The 21752-nt window shown below is 46.9% G+C and carries 21 protein-coding genes; 7 read left to right on the plus strand and 14 right to left on the minus strand.

Annotated features, from left to right (window positions below; translation table 11 throughout):
- Positions 1–195: 195 nt before the first annotated feature.
- Positions 196–1980 (minus strand): acetyl/propionyl/methylcrotonyl-CoA carboxylase subunit alpha, encoded by a 1785-nt coding sequence (locus FQV43_RS02110; RefSeq protein ID WP_146338531.1) that lies wholly within the window; start codon positions 1978–1980, stop codon positions 196–198.
- 273 nt (positions 1981–2253) lie between these two features.
- Positions 2254–3126, minus strand: a complete 873-nt coding sequence (locus tag FQV43_RS02115; protein ID WP_144273938.1) for a sulfurtransferase — start codon at positions 3124–3126, stop codon at positions 2254–2256.
- Positions 3127–3610: 484 nt separating this feature from the next.
- Here FQV43_RS02115 and FQV43_RS02120 point away from each other — a divergent pair, with 484 nt between their 5' ends.
- Positions 3611–4669: a Cj0069 family protein gene (locus FQV43_RS02120; protein ID WP_144273940.1), complete on the plus strand. Its 1059-nt coding sequence runs from the start codon at positions 3611–3613 to the stop codon at positions 4667–4669.
- A gap of 213 nt (positions 4670–4882) precedes the next feature.
- Positions 4883–6031 (plus strand): ATP-binding protein, encoded by a 1149-nt coding sequence (locus FQV43_RS02125; RefSeq protein WP_144273941.1) that lies wholly within the window; start codon positions 4883–4885, stop codon positions 6029–6031.
- Between the two features lie 47 nt (positions 6032–6078).
- Here the strand turns inward: FQV43_RS02125 and FQV43_RS02130 are convergent, their stop codons facing one another.
- The 5 genes from FQV43_RS02130 to FQV43_RS02150 form a co-directional block, all read right to left on the minus strand.
- Positions 6079–6489 (minus strand): DUF3151 domain-containing protein, encoded by a 411-nt coding sequence (locus FQV43_RS02130; protein ID WP_144273943.1) that lies wholly within the window; start codon positions 6487–6489, stop codon positions 6079–6081.
- Positions 6490–6543: 54 nt separating this feature from the next.
- A complete protein-coding gene (locus tag FQV43_RS02135; protein WP_146338534.1) occupies positions 6544–7164 on the minus strand; it encodes a nucleoside triphosphate pyrophosphatase in 621 nt (206 codons plus the stop codon).
- A 64-nt stretch (positions 7165–7228) separates the two neighbouring features.
- The gene (locus FQV43_RS02140) at positions 7229–7468 is read right to left on the minus strand and encodes an acyl-CoA carboxylase subunit epsilon (RefSeq protein WP_144273947.1); all 240 of its coding nucleotides are present in this window, start codon (positions 7466–7468) and stop codon (positions 7229–7231) included.
- A gap of 55 nt (positions 7469–7523) precedes the next feature.
- Positions 7524–9155: an acyl-CoA carboxylase subunit beta gene (locus tag FQV43_RS02145; RefSeq protein ID WP_144273949.1), complete on the minus strand. Its 1632-nt coding sequence runs from the start codon at positions 9153–9155 to the stop codon at positions 7524–7526.
- Between the two features lie 101 nt (positions 9156–9256).
- Entirely contained in the window at positions 9257–10897 is a 1641-nt protein-coding gene (locus FQV43_RS02150; protein ID WP_144273951.1) for an acyl-CoA carboxylase subunit beta, read from the minus strand.
- Between the two features lie 99 nt (positions 10898–10996).
- Between FQV43_RS02150 and FQV43_RS02155 the strand changes: the two genes are divergently transcribed.
- The 5 genes from FQV43_RS02155 to FQV43_RS02175 all read left to right on the plus strand — a co-directional run bounded on the left by FQV43_RS02155 (position 10997) and on the right by FQV43_RS02175 (position 14794).
- Positions 10997–11893: a biotin--[acetyl-CoA-carboxylase] ligase gene (locus FQV43_RS02155; RefSeq protein WP_246846980.1), complete on the plus strand. Its 897-nt coding sequence runs from the start codon at positions 10997–10999 to the stop codon at positions 11891–11893.
- A 22-nt stretch (positions 11894–11915) separates the two neighbouring features.
- Positions 11916–12383 carry a hypothetical protein gene (locus tag FQV43_RS02160; RefSeq protein WP_146338538.1) on the plus strand — a complete coding sequence of 156 codons (468 nt, stop codon included), beginning with the start codon at positions 11916–11918 and terminating at the stop codon, positions 12381–12383.
- 16 nt (positions 12384–12399) lie between these two features.
- Positions 12400–13656 carry a 5-(carboxyamino)imidazole ribonucleotide synthase gene (locus FQV43_RS02165; protein ID WP_256371498.1) on the plus strand — a complete coding sequence of 419 codons (1257 nt, stop codon included), beginning with the start codon at positions 12400–12402 and terminating at the stop codon, positions 13654–13656.
- Between the two features lie 36 nt (positions 13657–13692).
- Entirely contained in the window at positions 13693–14202 is a 510-nt protein-coding gene (gene purE, locus FQV43_RS02170; RefSeq protein WP_146338544.1) for a 5-(carboxyamino)imidazole ribonucleotide mutase, read from the plus strand.
- A 163-nt stretch (positions 14203–14365) separates the two neighbouring features.
- Entirely contained in the window at positions 14366–14794 is a 429-nt protein-coding gene (locus FQV43_RS02175; RefSeq protein WP_146340347.1) for a YdcF family protein, read from the plus strand.
- Here the strand turns inward: FQV43_RS02175 and FQV43_RS02180 are convergent, their stop codons facing one another.
- The 7 genes from FQV43_RS02180 to efeO all read right to left on the minus strand — a co-directional run bounded on the left by FQV43_RS02180 (position 14795) and on the right by efeO (position 21731).
- On the minus strand, positions 14795–15040 hold the full coding sequence (locus tag FQV43_RS02180) for a hypothetical protein (RefSeq protein WP_246846939.1): 246 nt from the start codon (positions 15038–15040) through the stop codon (positions 14795–14797).
- A 4-nt stretch (positions 15041–15044) separates the two neighbouring features.
- On the minus strand, positions 15045–15875 hold the full coding sequence (locus FQV43_RS02185) for a carbohydrate ABC transporter permease (RefSeq protein ID WP_144273961.1): 831 nt from the start codon (positions 15873–15875) through the stop codon (positions 15045–15047).
- Positions 15872–16864 carry a carbohydrate ABC transporter permease gene (locus FQV43_RS02190; protein ID WP_246846982.1) on the minus strand — a complete coding sequence of 331 codons (993 nt, stop codon included), beginning with the start codon at positions 16862–16864 and terminating at the stop codon, positions 15872–15874. Before FQV43_RS02190 ends, FQV43_RS02185 begins: the two co-directional genes overlap by 4 nt.
- Positions 16865–17107: 243 nt before the next feature.
- Positions 17108–18364 carry an ABC transporter substrate-binding protein gene (locus FQV43_RS02195; RefSeq protein ID WP_146338549.1) on the minus strand — a complete coding sequence of 419 codons (1257 nt, stop codon included), beginning with the start codon at positions 18362–18364 and terminating at the stop codon, positions 17108–17110.
- Between the two features lie 123 nt (positions 18365–18487).
- Entirely contained in the window at positions 18488–19147 is a 660-nt protein-coding gene (locus FQV43_RS02200; protein WP_146338552.1) for a TIGR03089 family protein, read from the minus strand.
- A gap of 56 nt (positions 19148–19203) precedes the next feature.
- Positions 19204–20526 (minus strand): Dyp-type peroxidase, encoded by a 1323-nt coding sequence (locus FQV43_RS02205; RefSeq protein WP_144274178.1) that lies wholly within the window; start codon positions 20524–20526, stop codon positions 19204–19206.
- Complete coding sequence (gene efeO, locus FQV43_RS02210; RefSeq protein WP_146338555.1) at positions 20526–21731, minus strand: iron uptake system protein EfeO; 1206 nt, start codon at positions 21729–21731, stop codon at positions 20526–20528. The genes FQV43_RS02205 and efeO overlap by 1 nt, the downstream gene beginning before the upstream one ends.
- Positions 21732–21752 lie beyond the last annotated feature (21 nt).

Here is a 21752-nt window from a genome sequence, read left to right on the forward strand (position 1 = left end):
TGAGGCTAACGCTATTCGACGAACTTTGCAGCATGAACAGAAAATGGGGGTAGCCAAGGGGGTGATCTTATGGTTGTGGATGCAATACCATCTGAAAGATATGCAGGATAAGGACAAAAATAGCGTGCCTAGTATGGAAAAGACATACTAGGCACGCTGCTCTGCTGGCTGACGTGCTATGGGCTCGTTAGTGGATTAATCCTTAATATCAAGCAGTGCTTGACCCTTGGTTACGCCCTCGCCAGCTGCTACTGCAAGACCGCTAACAGTTCCTGCTTTGTGTGCTTTTACTGGGTTTTCCATCTTCATTGCCTCAAGCACAACGACAACATCGCCTTCAGCTACTTCAGCGCCTTCTTCGACATTGACCTTGATAACAGTACCTTGCATTGGTGAGGCAACAGTGTCACCGGATACCCCTGCTTTGGCACCACCGGAACGACGTTTCTTGGCCTTCTTCTTCGCACCTGCTGCATTGCCACCGCCGAGAGCGAGATTAGCTGGCAATGCCACCTCTACGCGACGACCATCAATTTCAACAATAACCTTCTGCGCTGGCTCTTGTGCTTCCTCTTCAGCCTGGTCTGCAGGGTCAACATAAGCAGGAATTGGGTTATCCCATTCTTCTTCGATCCACTTGGTGTAGACATCGAATTTCTCCCCGTCACCAACGAATGCAGGGTTTTCTACGATATGACGATGGAAAGGCAAGACAGTAGGCATACCTTCAACCACGTATTCAGAAAGCGCACGACGAGAGCGCTCCAGTGCTTCCTCACGTGTTTCACCAAAGACAATGAGCTTAGCTAGCATGGAATCGAATTGACCACCGATGACAGAGCCTTCCACAATGCCAGAGTCCATGCGGACACCAGAACCTGCAGGCTCAACGTACTTTGTAATCTTGCCCGGTGCAGGCATGAAGTTAGAACCAGCGTCTTCACCATTGATACGGAACTCAAATGCGTGTCCGCGTGGAGTTGGATCCTCTTTGATACGTAGCTCTTGACCTTCTGCAATGCGGAATTGTTCGCGTACCAAATCAAGACCGGTGGTTACTTCGGTCACTGGGTGTTCTACCTGAAGACGCGTATTGACCTCGAGGAAAGAGATTAATCCATCGGAACCAACGAGGTACTCAACAGTACCTGCACCGTAGTATCCTGCTTCGCGACAAATACGCTTAGCTGATTCATGCAAAGAGGTGCGCTGCTGCTCAGTAAGGAAAGGTGCTGGTGCTTCCTCAACGAGTTTCTGGAAACGGCGCTGCAAAGAGCAGTCGCGAGTACCCGCGACAACAACATTGCCATGCTGATCGGCAATAACCTGGCACTCGACGTGACGCGCCTTATCTAGATAGCGCTCGACGAAACACTCACCACGACCAAAAGCAGCGGTAGCTTCACGTGTTGCAGATTCGTATAATTCTGCAACCTCCTCCATCTTATAAGCCACTTTCATACCACGACCGCCACCGCCAAAGGCAGCTTTAATAGCGATTGGTAAGCCGTGTTCTTCAGCGAAAGCAACGACTTCAGAAGCATCTTTGACTGGTTCTTTGGTACCAGGAGCCATAGGAGCATCTGCGCGCAATGCAATGTGGCGAGCGGTAACTTTGTCACCCAACTCACGGATTGACTGCGGGGAAGGACCGATCCAGATTAAGCCTGCATCAATAACAGCTTGTGCGAAGTCAGCATTTTCAGATAGGAAACCATAACCTGGGTGAATGGCATCTGCGCCTGATTTTTGAGCTGCATCAATGATTTTCTCGATTACTAAGTAAGACTCAGCAGAGTTTTGACCACCGAGAGCAAAAGCCTCATCGGCGAGAGAAACGAAAGGTGCATCTGCATCTGGTTCAGCATAAACCGCAACGCTCGCAATACCTGCATCACGAGCTGCACGAATGACGCGGATAGCGATTTCACCACGGTTGGCGATCAGTACCTTTGTAATTTTTTTATTTTCTACAGACACGGTGGATTTCTCCTGATTGTAGTGAGTTCTAGGTCGATACTTAAACTTTTACCACCATATTACTGTGCTGCTATCAACAAGACAGTAATAGGTGGAAAAGGAAATAACACATAATATCTTCGCATATTCTGAAGTTAGTTAAAGCAAAAACGACAATATTTTTATTTTCTTCGCCACGAAAAGCAATGGGTTCATTCCGCAAAAGGAGTCAGTATATCAATGCTTCATGGATACTTAACTAACGACGGTGGGAATAAGTTTTTCTGAAGAAAATTATGCAGGTAGGGAACCGCGGATAATAGGGTTACGAACCATATTGCCCCATTCTGCCCAAGAGCCATCATAAATACGTACGTTTTTAATCCCTACCAGGTATTTAAGAACAAACCAGGTATGGGCAGCCCGCTCTCCAGTTTGGCAGTAAGTAATTATTTCCATGGAGTCATCCAGGGTTTGGAAAATCTCTTTGAGATTTTCGTGGGAGCGGAAATAAGTATTAGGTAAGATCGTTTTATCCCATGTGATATTCATAGCGCTTGGAATATGACCCTGTCGTAATGCCCCTTTATGAGGGTAGGAAGTGGAATTTTTGCCAATATATTCATCTTCCTCTCGGACATCAAGCAAAACTGTGTTGTTGTTTTTTTCCAACACATCAGTAAAGAAAGCGCGCAAAGGTACATCTACACGCTCTACTACTGGATAATGAGTGGCAGGGTATTCAGGGATGGAAAAAGATGTATCGCGCTCTTCTGCCATCCAAGCATCACGACCACCATTAAGCAGGCGCACATCTTCATGACCAAAGAGCTTAAAGATCCAAAAAGTAAAAGCAGCCCATGAGTTTGCTTTATCGCCGTAGATAATGACTGTGTCGTCGCGGCTAATGCCTTTTTCTTCCATCAAAGCCGCGAATTGCTCGCCAGAAATAAAATCTCGAATGCTGCCATCGTTGAGATCTTTGAGCCAGTTAATCCGAATCGCGCCCGGGATATGACCGATATCGTATAAGAGAGAATCTTCATCAGACTCGATAACACGGATACCATCTGTTCCTAACCGGGCACTGAGCCAAGCCGCTGAGACAAGGCATTCTGGGTGGGCATAATCCTGTAAAAGTGGGTGTGGATCAAATGGAACTGCCATGAATAATGAGCCTTTCTTCTACTATGTGGTTCTCATTGTCGTAATTATGTTTATTAGTGGTTTATATCTGCCAAAGCGCATTTATCTGCGTGGCATTCATATTATGCACTACGGTGCAAAATTAAAAATACATATCTTAATTTCCATGTCGTAGATAGCATAAATACTAATAAAACCAATTTATGTTGTGTGAGCATTTTTTTCTTGATATGCAGCCACAGATGGGGGATTGGCAACAGCGTGTCATCGGGTAGGTATTGGGTGAAAACCGAGAAAAATCAAGCTCTCGCTACTGAATAGAGGCTGTATGTACAGCACAGATGTGTTATTGCTTACTGATTTTCTATTCACTCAGCACATTGAGGCCTAGTTAAATATCATAGAAAGTGTATGCATTATTCCTGATTCCTGCTAAGACAATGTTGGTTCAGAATGCTTCACACATCACACTCATAAAACACTCACGTCGGAAAGGCGAATTATCGTGCACAAGCGCATTGTTGTTTTCGAGGTCGAAGGCGGTTCAGATAAATACTTTGATGGACACCGCAAAGACACCATGCCAATTGTTAACGCGATCAAAGCACAAGGCTGGGAAAGCGAAGTAATTTTCTATCGTCCAGAATGGGCAGAAGCAATTTTCGAGTATGTATCCACTAACTGCGATGCCTATATTTCCAGAGTAAATCCTGGCAATATCCCAGGCGGTGAAAAAGGATATTTTGATCTACTCAGCAAGCTATCTGATGCTGGTCTTATCGGTATGTCTACTCCAGCAGAGATGATGGCATATGGTGCCAAAGATGCGTTAGTAAAGCTCAACGACACTGACCTTGTGCCTGCTGACACTGCAGCCTACTATGATGTGGAAACTTTCCACAATACTTTCCCAACCTCATTGTCGTATGGCGAGCGCGTATTAAAACAAAATCGTGGTTCTACTGGTTCTGGTATTTGGCGTGTGCAACTTGAAGACAAAGAACTTGCCGCACAAGTAACCCCAGGTACTGCATTGCCATTGGATACAAAGTTGCGTTGTACTGAAGCGGTAGATAATCACACAGAAATCCGTGAACTCGGTGAGTTTATGGACTTCTGCGATCAGTACATCATTGGTGACAACGGTATGCTCGTCGATATGCGCTTTATGCCGCGCATCGTCGAGGGTGAGATCCGCATTCTTCTTGTCGGTCCTCATCCGGTATTCGTGGTGCACAAGAAGCCAGCTGAGGGTGGGGATAACTTCTCGGCAACCCTCTTCTCTGGTGCAAAATACACCTATGATAAGCCTGAGTCATGGCAAGAACTTATCGATATGTTTGCTCAGGCTCGTCCAGTTATCGCAGAAAAGCTAGGTGGCGACAACATCCCATTGATCTGGACCGCAGACTTCATGCTTGCCGACGCTGAGGACGGATCTGACACGTATGTTCTTGGTGAGATCAACTGCTCTTGTGTTGGATTTACCTCGGAATTGGATATGGGTATTCAAGAGCTAGTGGCGAAAGAAGCTATTGCACGCGTAGAAAAGAAGTTCGCCTAATACTGCCATTCTTTAATTGTTGTTTGATGCAGAAAAGCACCCTTCGGGGTGCTTTTCTTTATGGGTTTAGCCCTTTATGGACTGGATGAGGAATTGCGCCGAGAAAGCAAAAACTAATAAAACTAAACACTATTTTTTATTTTATAAAAAATTTTCCTGCGAAAATAGAGAAAAACTAACAAAACTAAACACTATGTAGCTAGAGTTAGAAAAATGAATATCGCAAATCCATTTACTCCTACCTTCGGTATTACTCCACAGTATTTTGTAGGCAGAGATAAAATACTGTCTACGTTTATGGATGGGCTGAAGGTAAAAACAGCAGATGCTCGTCGGATGTTATTGCTATCTGGAGCACGTGGGGTTGGGAAAACAGTTGCCTTGAATGCTCTCGAAAATACTGCTATCGATAATGGATGGTTGGTGATAAGTGAAACCGCAATACCTGGATTAAAAAATCGACTCGTTATGGAGCACCTACCCACTCTCTTATCTGAGTTAGATCCAAAAGCGCAAATTAAACGGATTACCGGTGTGCAAATCCCAGCAGGGTTGGGCGGAGTGAACTTTCATACTGAGCAGAAATATGTTGCCTCGCCTAGTTTAAGATCCCAATTGACTACGTTGTGTGATTTTTTAGGTAAACATAGCACCGGACTAGTGCTGAGCATTGATGAATTGCACACAGGGGCATTAGCAGATCTACAAGAAATTGCTGCAACAATTCAACATTTATTTCGCGAAGGTCGACCTATCGCGTTAATTATGGCCGGGCTGCCTGAGAACATTGACAAGTTACTTGATGCACCAGGAATTACGTTTCTACGTCGTGCGCAACATGAAGTGCTAGGAGCTCTTGACTATGAAAGTGCTCGGCTAGCTTTGGAATTACCTATTCAATCTGAAGGGTTAATGTGGCATCACGATGCTTTGCAGAATACGCTAGAGATTTCTCGAGGGTATCCGTATTTGATTCAAGCATTGGGGTCATGCATCTTTGACGCAGCTATGACGTTACAGCAGCGTGAGCTAACACTAGAATTAGTGAAAACTGCTGCTGAATCAGCCTTAACTCTTGTAGGGATGAATGTGCATCGTCCTATTTTGCGTTCGCTTAGTGATCGTGAACAGGCATTCCTCTATGCGATGGCACAGGATGAAGGCTTTTCGCGGGTTAGTGATATAGCCCAGCGGTTAGACGTCAGTAGTAATTACATCAGTCAATATCGAATCCGACTGATGAATAAGCATGTGGTGTATTCACCTGTGCATGGGAAAATAAGTTTTGCTATGCCAGGGATGAGGGAGTTCCTCAGGAGAAATAAAGTACAGGTGCTGCCAATGTGGGAAGAAAAAAGTTAATGCACCCAAGTAACGTGGGCTTGAGCACAGCGGCTCAAGCCTGGCAGTTATGCGTCAAGTAAGGTGGCAACACAGCTAGGGTCAGCGTCGGAAAGCATTTGTCGAATACGGTCGTACTCGTTTTGATCGTTAATCATCAGTGAGGCTTTTCCTAGTGCGGCAATTGCACGCAACACACCTTGATTAGGTTCATGTGTGAAAGGTACTGGACCCCAGCCTTTCCAACCATGAGCACGCAACCTATCGAGACTACGGTGATATCCTGTTCGGGCGAAAGCATAAGCAGTTGCTTTTTCCTGGTCAGTGGCAGCGTGAGCAATCGCTTCTTCTGCCAAGGTAGCCCACATGAGTGGGCTGTCTGGATGCTCGAGAACAGTGCTATAGGACACGGAACTAGAAATATGTTCTGCAGGTAGTGTGACAGGAGGCGGCGCAAGCATATCGTTGAACTTTGTCATAAAACTGATTCTGCCAAAGTTTTTGCCCGATGTGAAGATATGGAAAGATGATGCTCAGAGATTCGACCCTGGGGGAGCAGCAGACCAAAAATCAGAAACATTATAGCCGCAGTGATAAAGCGCTCGACGAACAACAGGAAGTGATAACCCGATTACGCTAGAGGGGTCACCCTCGATTTTATCGATGAACCATCCGCCTAATGCCTCTAGCGTAAAAGCACCAGCGCATTTTAGCGGTTCACCACTTCGTGCGTATGCCTCGATATCTTCATCATTCGGATTCGCAAAATGCACAGTGGTGCATGATGCTTCACTATGCGTACCTTGTGGCGTAATAATGTGGTGCCCTGTAATAAGTTGCGCAGTTTTCGAGCGTTGTGCTTTCCACCTAGCGATTGTGTTGTCGATTGTGTGTGGTTTTCCTTGAAGTGCGCCGTCGATAAGCAGCATGGAGTCTCCACCAATGATTACATCATGCGGATACTGCGGGGCAATAGATTGTGCTTTGGCTGTGGCAAGCTCTGTAACGATATGCTCTGGTGTGGCATTGTGCTTGTGGAGCTGCGCAATGAGTTTCTCCTCATCAACATGGGCTGGATGTATGTGCGGTTCGACGCCTGCAGAAAGCAAAATTGCTTTACGAGAGGGAGAAGCAGAAGCAAGAACAATGCGCATAGTTAAGGGATCTTAGCAAAGAGAATGCTAAGATCCCTGATAACGTGCGGATAAGCCTGAGTGCTTAGAAGAAACTCACATTGCGAAACGCTGTTGGATTATAGGTGGCAGGTTTGCGGAGTCGTTCCTCGATATTGCCCCAAAGGTTGCGTTCGCGCTCAAGTTCTTGACTGCTGGACTGAGCAAGACCAGCGAATAAAACGGTGAGGGCGGCAACTTCACTGGCACTAGGATTGCCTTTGAGAACGCGCAGAAAAGGCTGCTTTTCTGGTTGCTGAGCCTCAGTGTTTTCTTTTTCGGACATGGCATTCATCTTCCTGTGTGGACTGTAACAACGAACAACAACGTATTGTTAAGCATTACAGTGGGATATTACCGTGCTTCTTTGCTGGGACATTGACCACTTTACGATCCAAGAGGCGCAAGCCTTCGATGATTTGCCCACGAGTCTCTGATGGCGGAATAACTGCGTCAACGAAACCACGCTCGGCTGCCATATATGGATTAACGAGAGTTTCTTCATATTCGCGTTCGTATTCCTTAGCGACTGCGGTTACATCCTTACCTTCGGCTGCTGCAGCCTTAAGCTCTTTGCGGTAGATGAATCCCACAGCTCCTGCTGCACCCATGACGGCAATTTGTGCTGTTGGCCAAGCAAAAACGAGATCTGCACCCATATCTTTGGAACCCATAACGCAGTATGCGCCACCATAAGACTTACGGGTAATGACAGTAATTTTTCCGACGGTAGCCTCTGAGTAAGCGTAGAGCAATTTAGCGCCACGACGAATAATGCCGTCATATTCTTGGTTTGTTCCAGGCAAGAACCCTGGTACATCGACGAACTCGATGATAGGAATGTTAAACGCATCGCAGGTGCGGATAAAGCGTGCTGCTTTCTCTGATGCTTTAATGTCAAGACAGCCGGCGAACTCTGTTGGCTGGTTAGCAACGATGCCCACAGAACGTCCTTCGACTCGACCGAAACCAGTAATGATATTGCCTGCATAGCCTTCTTGAATCTCGAAGAAATCTTCATCATCGAGAACGCGTGTAATGACATCTTTCATGTCATAAGGCTGGTTGGGTGAATCAGGGATGAGAGTGTCGAGTTCGAGATCAGAATCCGTGATGTTGTCCTGGATGGAACCAACCATAATCTCAGCTTGCTCACGAGGAGCTTCAGCGCGGTTATTAGAAGGGAGGAACCCAACAAGGTCGCGTACCCAATCAAGAGCGTCGGCATCATCGGCAGCAGTGTAGTGCGAAGTACCTGAGGTTGCCATATGAGTATGTGCACCACCGAGTTCTTCTTGAGTGACTTCTTCGCCAGTAACAGTCTTGATGACATCTGGGCCGGTGATGAACATCTTGGATGTCTTATCAACCATGATGATGAAGTCGGTAAGAGCTGGTGAATATACGTGTCCACCTGCACAAGCGCCCATGATAAGTGAAATCTGTGGAATAACACCTGAGGCAAGGGTATTGCGGTAGAAAATCTGTGAATACAATCCGAGAGATACTACGCCCTCTTGAATACGAGCGCCGGCACCTTCATTGATACCAATGAGAGGTACCCCAGTTTTAATGGCGAGATCCATGATTTTGACGATTTTCTCACCATAAACTTCTCCAAGTGCACCGCCGAAAATAGCGCCGTCCTGGGAGAATACACACACTTTTCTTCCGTCGATAGTGCCATAACCGGTAACGACACCATCAGTGACTGGACGTTTTGCATCAAGACCAAAGTTTTTAGAACGGTGACGTGCTAATGCGTCTACTTCAACGAATGACCCTTCATCAAGGAGGTATTCGATACGCTCACGAGCTGTTTTCTTTCCAGCTTCATGAGTTTTTTCAACGGCAGCTTGCCCCATTGGGGCTTGTGCCTCGGCAAGTCGAGCACGAAGATCTGCAAGTTTACCAGCGGTGGTAGAAAGATCTGGTGCCTGATTATCGGCATTATTATTGAGTGTGGCAGTCATGTTTTCCTAGTTTAGGTTGTCAAGACTTGTTATGTGAACTGTTTTGTTAAAAAAGTTCGATCGAAGAAAAGAAAAGGAAAAGAAAACGGAAAAAGGGGGTGCTAAAGGGGGATATTTCCGTGCTTGCGTGCGGGGCGCTGTACGTGCTTTGTTCTGAGTAAACGCAAATTTCTGGCTAGTTGACTGCGTGTCTCTCTGGGCAAAATAACTGCGTCAATCAAACCACGCTCAGCAGCGAGATAGGGGGTAAGCATCTGATCTTCATATTCGCGCTCAAAAGAATGGATAAGTTCTGCGATATTTTCTGCACTCATTCCATTTTTTGTGGCTGCGGTTATTTCTTTTCTGTGCAAAAATCCGACGGCACCTGCGGCACCCATAACTGCAATCTGTGCTGTTGGCCATGCGAAATTAACATCAGCACCAAGACCTTTAGAACCCATAACGCAATATGCCCCACCATAGGCTTTACGCATTGTGACTGTAATTTTTGGTACTGTTGCTTCCCCATAGGCATAGAGTAATTTAGCTCCTCGACGCAAAATGCCACCGTGTTCTTGGTTAGTTCCCGGGAGGAATCCCGGAACGTCGACCAGCATAATGATAGGGATGTTAAAGGCATCGCATGTGCGAATAAATCTTGCTGCCTTTTCTGCGGAATCGATATCCAAACATCCAGCCAATTGTGTGGGTTGATTGGCGACAAAACCAACTGATTGTCCTTCAATGCGCCCGAAGGCGATGACCACATTTTCTGCACGCTGAGCTTGAATTTCAAGATAATCACCATCGTCGGTAAGCGCACTGATGACCTCATGAACGTCATAGGGGATGCTGGGGGAATCTGGGATAATGGTGTCGAGGCGCATATCGTCGGGGGTGAGACAAGAGTCGATAGTGCCTTCATCGACGTGATGATCAGTGATAGGGGCAACGCAGCGATTATTATCTGGAAGAAAACTGATGAGATCAGCGACGAAGTCAAGTGCGTCTTTATCGCTTTCGGCAGTGTAGTGGGAGTTTCCTGCGGTGGTCATATGTATGGCTGCCCCACCTAATTGTTCTTGGGAAACTTCCTCTCCGGTGACTGTTTTAATCACATCGGGACCGGTAACAAACATCTTGGCACTATTTTCTACCATGATGACAAAGTCGGTCAGTGCTGGTGAATACGCATTTCCACCAGCGCTGGAGCCCATGATTACTGATATTTGTGGCACGACACCGGAGGCGTTGATGTTGTGATAGAAAGTTTGCGCGATGAGATCCAGAGAGACGGCACCGTCTTGAATGCGTGCTCCGGCACCTTCATAAAGTCCAATGAGGGGGCGCCCTGTGTCGACGGCTAGTCGCATTATTTTGCACATTTTTTCTCCATAGACTTCTCCTAATGCGCCACCGAACACGGTGCCGTCTTGGGAGAAAATGCAGACTTCCCGCCCGTCGATAGTGCCCCATCCAGTGATGATTCCATCGGTTTCTGGACGTTTTTCCTGCATAGAAAAAGAAAAAGTGCGATGCTTGGCAAGCTGATCGGTTTCGATAAATGAGCCTTCATCAAGTAGATACTCGAGGCGATCGCGTGCGCTAAGCCGGCCTTGACTGCGTACTTTTGCTAGCGCTGCTTTTCCTAGTGGCAGGAGTGCTTTGCGACGGCGTGTGATGAGGTCGGAAATTTTTTCAGCGGTGGTCATTTTTCCAGGAAGGGAAGAAGTGTCCACAGAATATGAGGAAATAGTCATGTTTTACTAATTTAGTATTGTATGTAAAACTTTTCTAGTGTGGGGGTATGTGAGGGGTATTAGAACAAGTAAAACTAGGGAAAACCTTAGAATGTGACCATGAATTCCACTGAGGACTCCGCCGCATGCATGACTACGTCACAAACCAGGAATCGCATACCACTCGACCATGCTTTTTTAGAAAAACAGCTCACTGCACATGGTGGTCTAGGTCCTTTTTCCACTATCTATCACAGTGACAGCACTGGCTCCACGAACACTGATCTTGTAGCCGCAGCCCGTGCAGGGGCACCAGCGTGGAGCGTGCATATCACCGAACATCAACAGGCAGGACGCGGGCGCATGGGGCGGAAATTCCAAGCGCCACCATCAGCTTTGCTCGCCTTTTCCGTACTCATCAGACCACCCCAGAGCGCCTTAAACCGCCTTGGCACACTATCGCTAGCAGCTGGCCTAGCATTAGTGGACGTACTTGAATCACATGAAGGCATTGGATTGAAATGGCCCAATGATCTTGTGTGCAACACCAAGAAACTCAGCGGTATTCTTGCAGAAGCCGTAGACCTTGGTGACAATCCAGCAATTGTTATTGGCGTTGGGCTTAACGTCGATCTGCGAGAAGATGAGCTACCAGTAGCACACGCATCATCACTCTACCTGGAAGGGATACAGTGCGATCGCACTGAATTGGCGGTACACGTGTTGCGCAGTTTCTACCGGCGCATACGGCAATGGGAAGACAATGCGCCAGAGCTTATCGACGATTATCGCAAGGTATGCGTGACACTTGGGCAAGAAGTACGTGCTATTTTGCCTGGCGAAAAGGAATTGCTTGGTCGTGCCGTGGCAGTAACTGACCAAGGGCATTTACTCATTGAAGATCAGGCTGGTATGACCCATGAGATGAGCGTGGGAGATATTATTCATCTGCGTCAAAAAGATCAATGGCACTACTGTTCAGATCCTGCAGATTCTTCGGAAACTTCACGTTCTTAGTGGTCTAGGTATTCTAATAACTATGGCTCTTGTTGTTGCAGCAGATGAGGATATTATTGTTGATGTCACGGCACCCTTGTCGCGTTTGGCATATCCGGTAATACGACTGACCCTGCTCACAGCGCTATGCTGGATGGGCATTGGGTATATAGATCAGCCACAGCCTTATGTCATTATCGAGACGGGAATGCGTAATATCTTTGTCGGAATCTGGTTCTTTCTCGCATTTTTGTCTCTTGGTGTACCCATCATAAAAAATCGTCGAAATCGCTTGGTACTTACCGATTCTCGAATCATAATCCGTCATTTTGGTATTGGTAGCCATACTGAGTCCATTCCGCTTTATGCCATTACTGGTGTGCGCGGGAAAGGGAAAAAATTACTCATTGCCATTGAAGGGTATGCCAAACCCATTATGCTTGACGACGTTCCGCGTGCTGGAAAAATAGCTCGATTGATAGAAGAAGAATGTAGTTTTTATCACGTATAGTTGGGGAGTGACTTCTTTGAGCCAACAGCAACAGTATGAACAACAACGTAGCGTCGCAGCGCATGCACCAGGGATGCCTATTGTTAGCGTTATCGGTGACGGTCAATTAGCAAGAATGCTCCACACTGAGGCAATAGAATTAGGGTTATCTATCAGAGTGCTTGCCGGAGGGCTTAGTTCTTCAGCTGCTCAGGTATGTTCCGATATCGTAATTGGTGACTACACCGATGTGGATACCTTGCGCCATGTGGCTAAAGACAGTGCTGTTATTACTTTCGATCATGAGCATGTCCCCAGCGAGCATTTACGTATTTTGGCTGATGAGGGTGCTAATGTGCAGCCAGGATACCAGGCGTTACTGAACGCACAAGATAAGTTAGTGATGCGCAAAAAATTGCGTGAACTAGGCGCTCCTGTACCAGTTTTTGCTGCGATTGAAAGTGTGGCAGACGCACAAGCATTCTGGGAAGCTGTATCAGGTGCAGTATGTCTGAAAGCTCGTCGTGGTGGCTATGATGGTCACGGAGTATGGTTTCCCCAAACTTGTTCTGAACTAGAAGCATTAGTAGCGCAGCTATTAGAAAAAGGAACTCCGCTTATGGCGGAGAAGAAAATAGCACTGACTCGTGAACTTTCTGCAATGGTTGCCCGCACTCCTTCTGGAGAAAAGAAAACATGGGATGTTGTGGAGTCGGTGCAAGAAGATGGAATCTGCACTCAAGCCATAGCTCCAGCACCGCAGCTTTCTGAGAGCTTGCAACAACAAGCACGTGACCTTGCCGGTCGAATTGCGGAAGAATTAGGCGTAACCGGGGTACTGGCAGTTGAACTTTTTGAGACAACTGATCAATGGGGGCAACCGGAAATTTTTGTTAATGAATTGGCAATGCGCCCGCATAATACTGGACACTGGTCCCAAGATGGTTGCGTAACCAGTCAGTTCGAGCAGCATCTACGTGCAGTTATGGATTATCCATTGGGTAGTACAGACCTTCGTGCCCCAGTGACTGTTATGGCCAATATCCTTGGTGGTGCAACGGAACCAGAGTTATCTATTCCTGAACGTATGCAAGCAGTTTGGCGACGATACCCACAAGCCAAAATTCATCTTTATGGTAAAACTCATCGACCAGGACGAAAAATTGGTCATGTGAATATATGTGGCACCGATGTAGAACAAACTCGACAACAAGCGCTTGCAGCTGCATATTTTATGGTCCATGGCGTGTGGAATGAACCCGAGAACAATGAACCCGAGAACGACCAAGCATAAAAACTAAAAAACATATACAGAAAGTGACGGTGAACAATGAGTGAGAAAACACCTCTCGTCGGTTTGATTATGGGATCAGATTCCGATTGGCCCACGGTGGAGCCAGCTGCGCATATCTTGGCTCAATTTGGTGTCGTTTTTGAGGTGGGAGTAGTTTCTGCACATCGCACCCCTGAGAAAATGTTGGCCTATGCCAAACAAGCGCACACTCGAGGACTCAAAGTCATCATTGCGTGTGCAGGTGGCGCAGCACATCTACCAGGCATGGTTGCTGCTGCAACACCGTTGCCAGTGATCGGAATACCGCGTGCCCTCAAAGAACTAGACGGCATGGATTCACTCCTATCCATTGTGCAAATGCCAGGTGGTGTGCCAGTAGCAACAGTATCGATTGGTGGCGCTAAGAATGCGGGACTATTAGCAGTGCGCATTTTAGGTGCACATCAACCAGAATTAATAGAGAAGATGGTTGACTACCAAGAAAATATGCGCACTGAAGTAGAAGAAAAAGACGAGAAACTCAGACAGCGCCTACTAGGACAATAAAAACAACAAGACAATGAGATTAACATTGCATTCGTGGGTGCTACGCCTATGACTCCTATATCTCCATTGCCATTGGTTGTTCTTGGATCACGTTGTTTTTCCTAACCCTGGGCAGTATTATGCCCAGTATCATCCTCGAACAGATGAGAGTGAGTATCCTTTTATCCCCGGTTCGGTGTTAGAATCGCGCCTAGAAAAAGCCTATGAGCTTAGTCACGATAATGAGAGGTTGATCGTCGTTTCTGGCAAAGGAGAAGCCGCTGTGATGGCTCATTGGCTGCGTATGCGTGGGATTGCGTCGGAGCGCATTATAGAAGAGCATGAAGCGACCTCTACCAATGAGAATCTAGAGAATGCAGCGGCACTTCTTAGAGATCGCGGCAATAGTGATTTTTGTGTTGTCACCAGTGGGTTTCACAAGTGGCGTACTCGAGCGTGGGCGTGGCACCTTGGAATGAATATCGTGGTTTTTGGTGCGCCCACTCCACGACGCCACCGCACCTGGTTGGTGATTCGCGAAAGTACCGCCTTGATTCATTCTTATGCTCGAATAGCTTGGCGACGATTACGCGCGCATTCCTCCCGACCCTGATTATGCGTCATCCGCGCTATACCAGCGCCATAATCCCAGATCAATGAGGATGAAAATCAACAATAATACTGCCGGGAAAACAGCTGGATTAGGTCGCAAGAAATTTATTATTGCCTGGATAAAAGCTAGGAGCGTGAAACCAAAAAAGAACCCTAAGATAGCTTCGCGCTGTAACTTTTTCCGGGTGCGGTTTTCTGATTTTTCCCTAGAGGGTTCACCAGGAGAATACATGGGAGAATGCGGCATGATGTTATTTAACACCGCCGGCAGTAAGACCCGATACGATTCTGCGCTGGAATACCAATACCATGATGATCAGTGGGATAGTCACGAGTGCACCGGCAGCCATAATCGATGCGTAGGGAAACTCATAGGAAGATGGTCCGCTAAAACGAGCAATTGCTACAGTAACTGGTTCCGTTGCTTCGCTCGAGAGCTGTCTCGCCAGCATAAACTCATTCCATGTAGTAATAAAAGCCAAAATTGCGGTCGTAAAGAGTGCTGGGGCGGCAAGCGGTAATAGTACGAGTCGAAAAGCCTGTCCGTTTGTGGCACCGTCGACGCGTGCTGCTTCCTCTAACTCCCACGGTAATTGGCGGAAGAAAGAAGTAAGTGTGTAGATGGTCAGTGGTAAGGCAAAGGAGATGTTCGGAATGATCATGGCACGGTAGGTGCCGAACCATTCCAATTCACCGAAGAGCTGAAAAAGAGGCGTAACCAGTGCAATTCCTGGGAACATGGAGGCGGCAAGAATAATGCCGGTGACAAAGCCTTTACCAGGGAACTCTAATCGAGCTAATGCATAGGAAGTAAACACACCTACTGCAACTGCAATGAATGTGGTGCATAACCCGATAATGAGTGAGTTGCCAATAGCACCTAGGAAATCATTGCCACCTTCGGTGGATAGTGCTTCACGGAAATTATCAAGTGTGACATGAGTCGGAAAGGGCGTGGTGTCAAAGGTATAGGCTTTGTCACGCAGTGCGGTAATAACCATCCAATAGAAAGGTGCAAGTCCCCAGATCAGAATGAGAACAACACCACAATAATTGCTGATGAGCGCTTTGGCTTTTCTCATTGTGCTGTCTCCTTTGCCACGGTTATTGCGTTGTCTTGTTGTTTTGCTTGTGCCTGAGCAGCGCGTCGTGCTGCTTTTTTAGCTGCACGTTTTTCGGCAGTGCCCGAAACATCCGCACCTAAGAAACGAATCATAATCAGTGCGACAGTAAAGATCATCAGGAAAATCAGCGTTGAGAGTGCAGAGGCAGAATTAAAGTTATTGCTGCGCATATCTTCAACAACCAGTTGTGAAACGGTAGCGGTAGGGGAGTTTGCAGAAGCACTAATCAAAATAACTGGCAGATCATACATTCTCAGTGCGTCGAGAGTGCGGAATAAAATAGCAACCATTAGTGCAGGTTTGACCAAGGGTAAGGTAATGCGCCAGAATTGCTGCCAGGTATTTGCCCCATCCATGCGTGCTGCCTCATAGACTTCTTTGGGAATCATCTGCAGACCAGCAAGAATGAGCAAAGCCATAAAAGGGGCAGTTTTCCACACATCAGCAATAACCACAGCAAAGCGCGCTGCCCACGGATCAGTGGTCCAATGAATAGGAGTACCCAATAGGGAGTTAATAATTCCTCGGTCGGCAAAAATGAACTGCCAGAGTTTAGCTGTCACTGCTGTTGGGATTGCCCAGGGGATCAGTACTGCTGCACGTACTATTGCTCGGCCGCGAAATTGCCGATTCATTACCAGCGCCATAGCCATTCCGACGACTATCTCTAAGCTCACCGTAACAATCGTGAAGAAAACGGTATTGCCTACCGACGCCCAAAAGTCGGTAGCAATAACTCCAGGAGGACAGGCTGATACTGTGCCAGAAGGGCTCATGCAGCGCTGGTTCAACCAATAAAGATAATGGTCAAAGCCAGCAAAACCGCCTTCGACGAAAAGACCAGTAGTTGGATCCAAGTGCTTATCGGATTGGAAAGACAGATAGATAGCGCGCACAATAGGATAACCAATAACAATGGCGAGCACTACCAAGGTAGGGGCAATCAGTGCAAAAGCACGTGCATTGGTTTTCTTGGGTTGCGCTAAGCTCTGCTTCTTTGTAAGTGGAGTCGATAGCGACACGATGAGCAGTCCTTAGTTTTAATGTTCTAATTCTGTGTGAAATGTGATGAGGAGTGATGGCGGGTACGTCTTTGGGAATGTATCCTTGCTGAATTGTTCTCATAACCAACAATAGAACCTGCTGTGGAGGCAGGTTCTATGTGCATGGCGTATTAGTAAACTCTCAGATTATTTTGCTGCATTTTCAATAGCAGACTTCATATCTTTTGTTGCTTCGTCCACGCTCTTGCCATGAGTAAGCGCTGCGTAGGTATTATCCTGGATTGCTTTAGAAATAGCAGGGTAATATGGGCTGACTGGACGTGGTTTTGCACTTTCTAAAGAGGTCTTTAGCGCTGGCAAATATGGGTATTTTTTCACCAATGTTTCATCGTCATAGATAGAAGCAAGGACAGGCGGGAAAGAATTATCGGCAAACCATGCCTGGTTTTCTTCTTCCACGATGAACTTCATGAAGTCAAGAGCAGTTGCTTTCTTTGTGGAATTGATGTTGATTCCGTTGTTATAACCGCCCAATGTCGATACGCCAGTGCCATCTTTGGCGACTAGCGGCTGAACCTCAAATTTTCCAGCTACCTGTGAGTTCTGTGCTTGGGCATTGGTATACATATATGGCCAATTCACCGCATATGCAGTTTCACCTGCGACGAATGCCAAATTGGTTTCTTCTTCAGTAGCAGAAAGAGAGGACTTGGAGATGACCCCATCTTTATAACCATCGACGAGTGCCTGGATACCTGCTTTTGCCTCTGGTGAATCCACCACTGGTGCACCAGAGTCATCAATGACATGGCCACCCCAACCTTCAATGAAATCAGCAGTATTAACGGTAAGGCCTTCACTTTGTTTTGCCTGTAAGATCAAGCAATCCTTGGACTGTGCTTTGACGGATTCACAGCTTTGTGCCAATTGCGCCCAGGTTCCTGGGGCTTGAGGTACAAGCTCAGTGTTGCGATAGAGCAGTTGCCCATTAGTGTTTTGCGGCAATGCGTAGAGCGTTCCATTGTAGGTTGCGGACTCGACAGTTGATTTCAGTAGTTTGGAAGTATCTACTGCAAGTTCACCTGTGAGTGGGGCAATCCATTGGTTCGCTGCAAAATCTGCTGTCCAGATAACGTCGAGCGCCATGACATCATAATCAGTGCTACCAGATTGTAGCGACTGAACTAGGGTGTCGCGTTGTTCAGGAGCATCACCAGAAAGTTCCTTGAGCGTTACCTTTTCATCAGGGTGTGCGTCGTTCCATTTTTCGATAACGGGAACGAGTTTATCGGTGTCATTTTTACCCATAGCAAAGGTAATTGGACCGCGACCATTAGCAGCTCCGGTAGCAGCAGAATCTGAATCTTTGCTACAAGAACTCAAGACCAGAGTGGTGCTCAAGCCAATAGCTAGCGCGGCTATAGTACGAGTTGGAAACGACATGAAAAGAAAACCCTTTCTGTATTTTCGTGATGAGGATTCTTTTACACCTAATGTAGTGATCTAGCTACTATTTAATAAAGAAAATAGCACAGCTCATTACACCCACGGGGGTAAATCACTCGATTAAACCAACTCTGTTACTTTTTCTACTGTGGCAATTTCTGTTAATCGCTGCGTATCTGCGAGGCCACGGACGATAACACTTGAACCACCAACAGCAAGCGGCTGCAATACTTGGTGCTCAAAATCGCTCATACTCGTCCAACCAGTACCCAGCACTCTGCTTTTTGGTTGGAAAGTCGTCGCTACGCATTCACGCAATAGTCGTTCATCTGTGGTGAAAGCATCACCATAGAATCGCACTGTAGGGGCAAAATCAATAATCCCCGTCGGTAGCTCTAAACCCAATTCCTCCACACCGCGCCCAAGTGGATCATCGCTCAATGCACAAATATCGCCCTCGAAGTCGGAAAACTCTCCGGCAGCTATTCGGGAGATATCGGTGAAAAGCACGGCAGCGTGTTCGGGGTCAAAAGAATAATCTATATTGGCAGCAAGCGCACCAAGCACAATAACAGTGCTTTGCCAACCAGGTGGTAGTGCAACTGCAATTTTTGCCCCAGGTTCGAGATCTAGCTCATCGAGCAACATATTTGCTACTTTTGCAGCCCAGTTATCAAGAGTAGTAGCTGAGAAATCTAGCCTCGTGCCGATGGTTTCGTCATAAACACTCAGCCGTGGTGTGGCTGGGTCGTCGGCAAGCAATTCTGATAACAACTTCATAGTCTCTATGCTAGTCAAAGCTGTTCATTCTCTGCCGACGACAATGAGCAGAGAACTTAGTCAAAAAGCGATTGACCAATGTAATCATCACCATCGGCAATCCCCGGTGGAACCACATAGAGCCCGGTGGCGATATGCTGCACATACTCAGTCAATAAATCCGTTGCCATATTTTCTAAAATGGGAATGAACTTTGTGCGTGGATCTCGTACAAAAGCAATGAAGAATAAACCAGCATTAAAACGCCCTAGCTCATTGATTCCCTCAGTGTAGTTATAGCCACGACGCAGCATCCTGTGTCCACCATTATTCTCAGGGTGGACGGTTGCGACATGGGAATTAACATTGATCAACGGCTCATTAAGCTGTGCACCACCAGTTCCAGGGGCCATATCTTCGGTAGCTAAAGCATGAAAATCTGGTTTATCATGCTCTTTTTTCCCTGATAACGGTGCGCCCTCAAGTTTATCTCTACCGATAATCCTTTCCTGCTCACGCAGTGACAACTCATCCCATACCTCCATCATCATGGCAATTTTGCGGATGCACAGATATGTGCCTCCCGCAGCCCATGAGGCGTGCTGATCGTCGCCAGGTTGAATCCATAAATGCTCATTGAGTTGTGCTGGATCCTCTTCAGCCTTGATATTTGCCGTACCGTCCTTAAATCCAAAGAGATTACGCGGGGTATGCTGTTGCTGAGAAGTGGAGGAGGTTCTGCCATATCCCAGCTGCATCCACTTAACGGAGGCAAGTCCAAAAGCAATGCGCTTATATTGATGTGCAGCATGGAGTACAACCATTGGGTCTTCTGCGCAAATTTGGATAACAATATCTCCATCAGAACGATCCGGATCTATTTTTTCCGCTGCCATTCGAGGAATACCAGCGCGCAAGGCTGCTGGAATTTTATGCGCAATCCCAAAACGATCACCGTCTTGGGGGTGCTCAAATAAACTGGCACCAAAACCAAAGGTAACGCTGAGCGAGGCAGGAGGTTGTCCCATTGTTTCACCAGTGTCATCGGGTGGAACATCATCACGTACCTTGGGAGTATTAATTTCCTCGCCATTCATCATTCTTTCCGTGGCAGTCGTCCACTGCGTGAGCAAAGAAATCAGATCTTGTTTTCTGCTGACCGTCATATCAAATGCCACCATGAGCATTTGCTGTTGCGCAGGAGTGATAATGCCTGATTGATGTGCGCCGCGAAAAGGAACAATTGTGCCAGTAGGAGAGTGCTCTTTGCGGATATGTCCTAATTCAAGCGCACCTGTACCAAGCGCACCGACACCTGCTCCACCCAAACCAGCTAGGAGTTGCCGACGAGAGAGGGAAAACCCACCGGAATGAGAATTATTGGAATCATGCTGTGGCATCACGAGATAATCGCCTCAGTGAGCTTTGCTAATGGCACTCGCAGTGCATCTACTTTGTCAGAGAGCTCACGACGTTGTTTGTCGTCGAGATCAGTATATGAGGCAAAACCATCACCAGTGCGATACTTATCCAATGCCTTTTCGATCTCGTCGAAACGCGCAGAAATTGTATCAGCCAATTGTGCGTCTTTTTGCTTAGCCAAAGCCTCTACATTGCCAAAAGCAACTTTTGCCCCTTCTACATTGGCAAAGAAATCATAGAGATCAGTATGTGAGAAAATCTCTTCTTCCCCAGTGATCTTCGTGGTGGCAACTTCTTCTAGCAGTCCAATAGCGCCATTGGAAATATCATCGATATTTACAGTGAACTGATCAGAATAAACCAGGTCATAGAGTTTTTGAGTATCAGCAACTAATTGATCAGCAATATGGGTTGCTTCCTCGACTGATAACCCAGCATATCCTTCTGGACGCCATAAATCTTTTTCAATGACATGCCAACCAGTCCAGCTACGTGCCACCGCATCATCGGATTCCTGATGATCTGTTTCACGTTCATCAAGCGCAGGATCAATATCGCCGAATGCTTCAGCAGTAGGTTCTATGCGCTCATAGAAAGCACGAGTTGGGGCATAAGCCATTCTGGCTTTTTCGACGTCACCTGCCTTGTAGAACGCAGCAAAGGCTTTGGTTTCCTCAAGGAGCTGCCCAGTTTGATCACGCACATATGCGGTGTAATTGGTAACGGCGTTAGTAATGAGTTCCTGTTCGTCAGCAGAGACTGCTACTTTTTCCCCAGAATCATTCACGGTGAATGGGCGTACATCAACTAGCTTGCCCACCATATTTTTCTTACACGCCGTGTAGTATGTACCTGGTTCTAATACCAGCGTGTAATCAGTTTTTGTGCCCGGTCCAAGATTTTCTCGCTCCCCGACGATGCGTAGTTGGTCTTCAGCAAGAATCTCGAACTCATTGCGCACTGTACCAGTGTTGCTGAGCGAGAAACTCACTCGTCCTGAACTAGCAGAATCTGCTGCTACATCACAGGTATCATCGCTAATTTTCACGTCGATAGTGCTTGTGCCACTCTTAGCCGAAGATTCGGTATTCTCCGGGGTATTAGCAACGCACGCACTCAGCGCACTGGCTGCGCTGAGTGAAACAACCAAGGGTAATGCGGTATGAATGAGATGCTTTTTCATTATGATATTTACCTTTCGAGT

Source organism: Corynebacterium sp. sy039 (genome assembly GCF_007904105.1).
Classification (GTDB): domain Bacteria; phylum Actinomycetota; class Actinomycetes; order Mycobacteriales; family Mycobacteriaceae; genus Corynebacterium.

Excerpts from the sequence above, each read along its gene's own strand:
- FQV43_RS02115 (WP_144273938.1), bottom strand. The coding sequence starts at position 3,126 with ATGGCAGTTCCATTTGATCCACACCCACTTTTACAGGATTATGCCCAC.
- FQV43_RS02125 (WP_144273941.1), top strand. The coding sequence starts at position 4,883 with ATGAATATCGCAAATCCATTTACTCCTACCTTCGGTATTACTCCACAG.
- FQV43_RS02130 (WP_144273943.1), bottom strand. The coding sequence starts at position 6,489 with ATGACAAAGTTCAACGATATGCTTGCGCCGCCTCCTGTCACACTACCT.
- FQV43_RS02135 (WP_146338534.1), bottom strand. The coding sequence starts at position 7,164 with ATGCGCATTGTTCTTGCTTCTGCTTCTCCCTCTCGTAAAGCAATTTTG.
- FQV43_RS02140 (WP_144273947.1), bottom strand. The coding sequence starts at position 7,468 with ATGTCCGAAAAAGAAAACACTGAGGCTCAGCAACCAGAAAAGCAGCCT.
- FQV43_RS02145 (WP_144273949.1), bottom strand. The coding sequence starts at position 9,155 with ATGACTGCCACACTCAATAATAATGCCGATAATCAGGCACCAGATCTT.
- FQV43_RS02150 (WP_144273951.1), bottom strand. The coding sequence starts at position 10,897 with ATGACTATTTCCTCATATTCTGTGGACACTTCTTCCCTTCCTGGAAAA.
- FQV43_RS02155 (WP_246846980.1), top strand. The coding sequence starts at position 10,997 with ATGAATTCCACTGAGGACTCCGCCGCATGCATGACTACGTCACAAACC.
- FQV43_RS02160 (WP_146338538.1), top strand. The coding sequence starts at position 11,916 with ATGGCTCTTGTTGTTGCAGCAGATGAGGATATTATTGTTGATGTCACG.
- purE (WP_146338544.1), top strand. The coding sequence starts at position 13,693 with ATGAGTGAGAAAACACCTCTCGTCGGTTTGATTATGGGATCAGATTCC.
- FQV43_RS02180 (WP_246846939.1), bottom strand. The coding sequence starts at position 15,040 with ATGCCGCATTCTCCCATGTATTCTCCTGGTGAACCCTCTAGGGAAAAA.
- FQV43_RS02185 (WP_144273961.1), bottom strand. The coding sequence starts at position 15,875 with ATGAGAAAAGCCAAAGCGCTCATCAGCAATTATTGTGGTGTTGTTCTC.
- FQV43_RS02195 (WP_146338549.1), bottom strand. The coding sequence starts at position 18,364 with ATGTCGTTTCCAACTCGTACTATAGCCGCGCTAGCTATTGGCTTGAGC.
- FQV43_RS02200 (WP_146338552.1), bottom strand. The coding sequence starts at position 19,147 with ATGAAGTTGTTATCAGAATTGCTTGCCGACGACCCAGCCACACCACGG.
- FQV43_RS02205 (WP_144274178.1), bottom strand. The coding sequence starts at position 20,526 with ATGCCACAGCATGATTCCAATAATTCTCATTCCGGTGGGTTTTCCCTC.
- efeO (WP_146338555.1), bottom strand. The coding sequence starts at position 21,731 with ATGAAAAAGCATCTCATTCATACCGCATTACCCTTGGTTGTTTCACTC.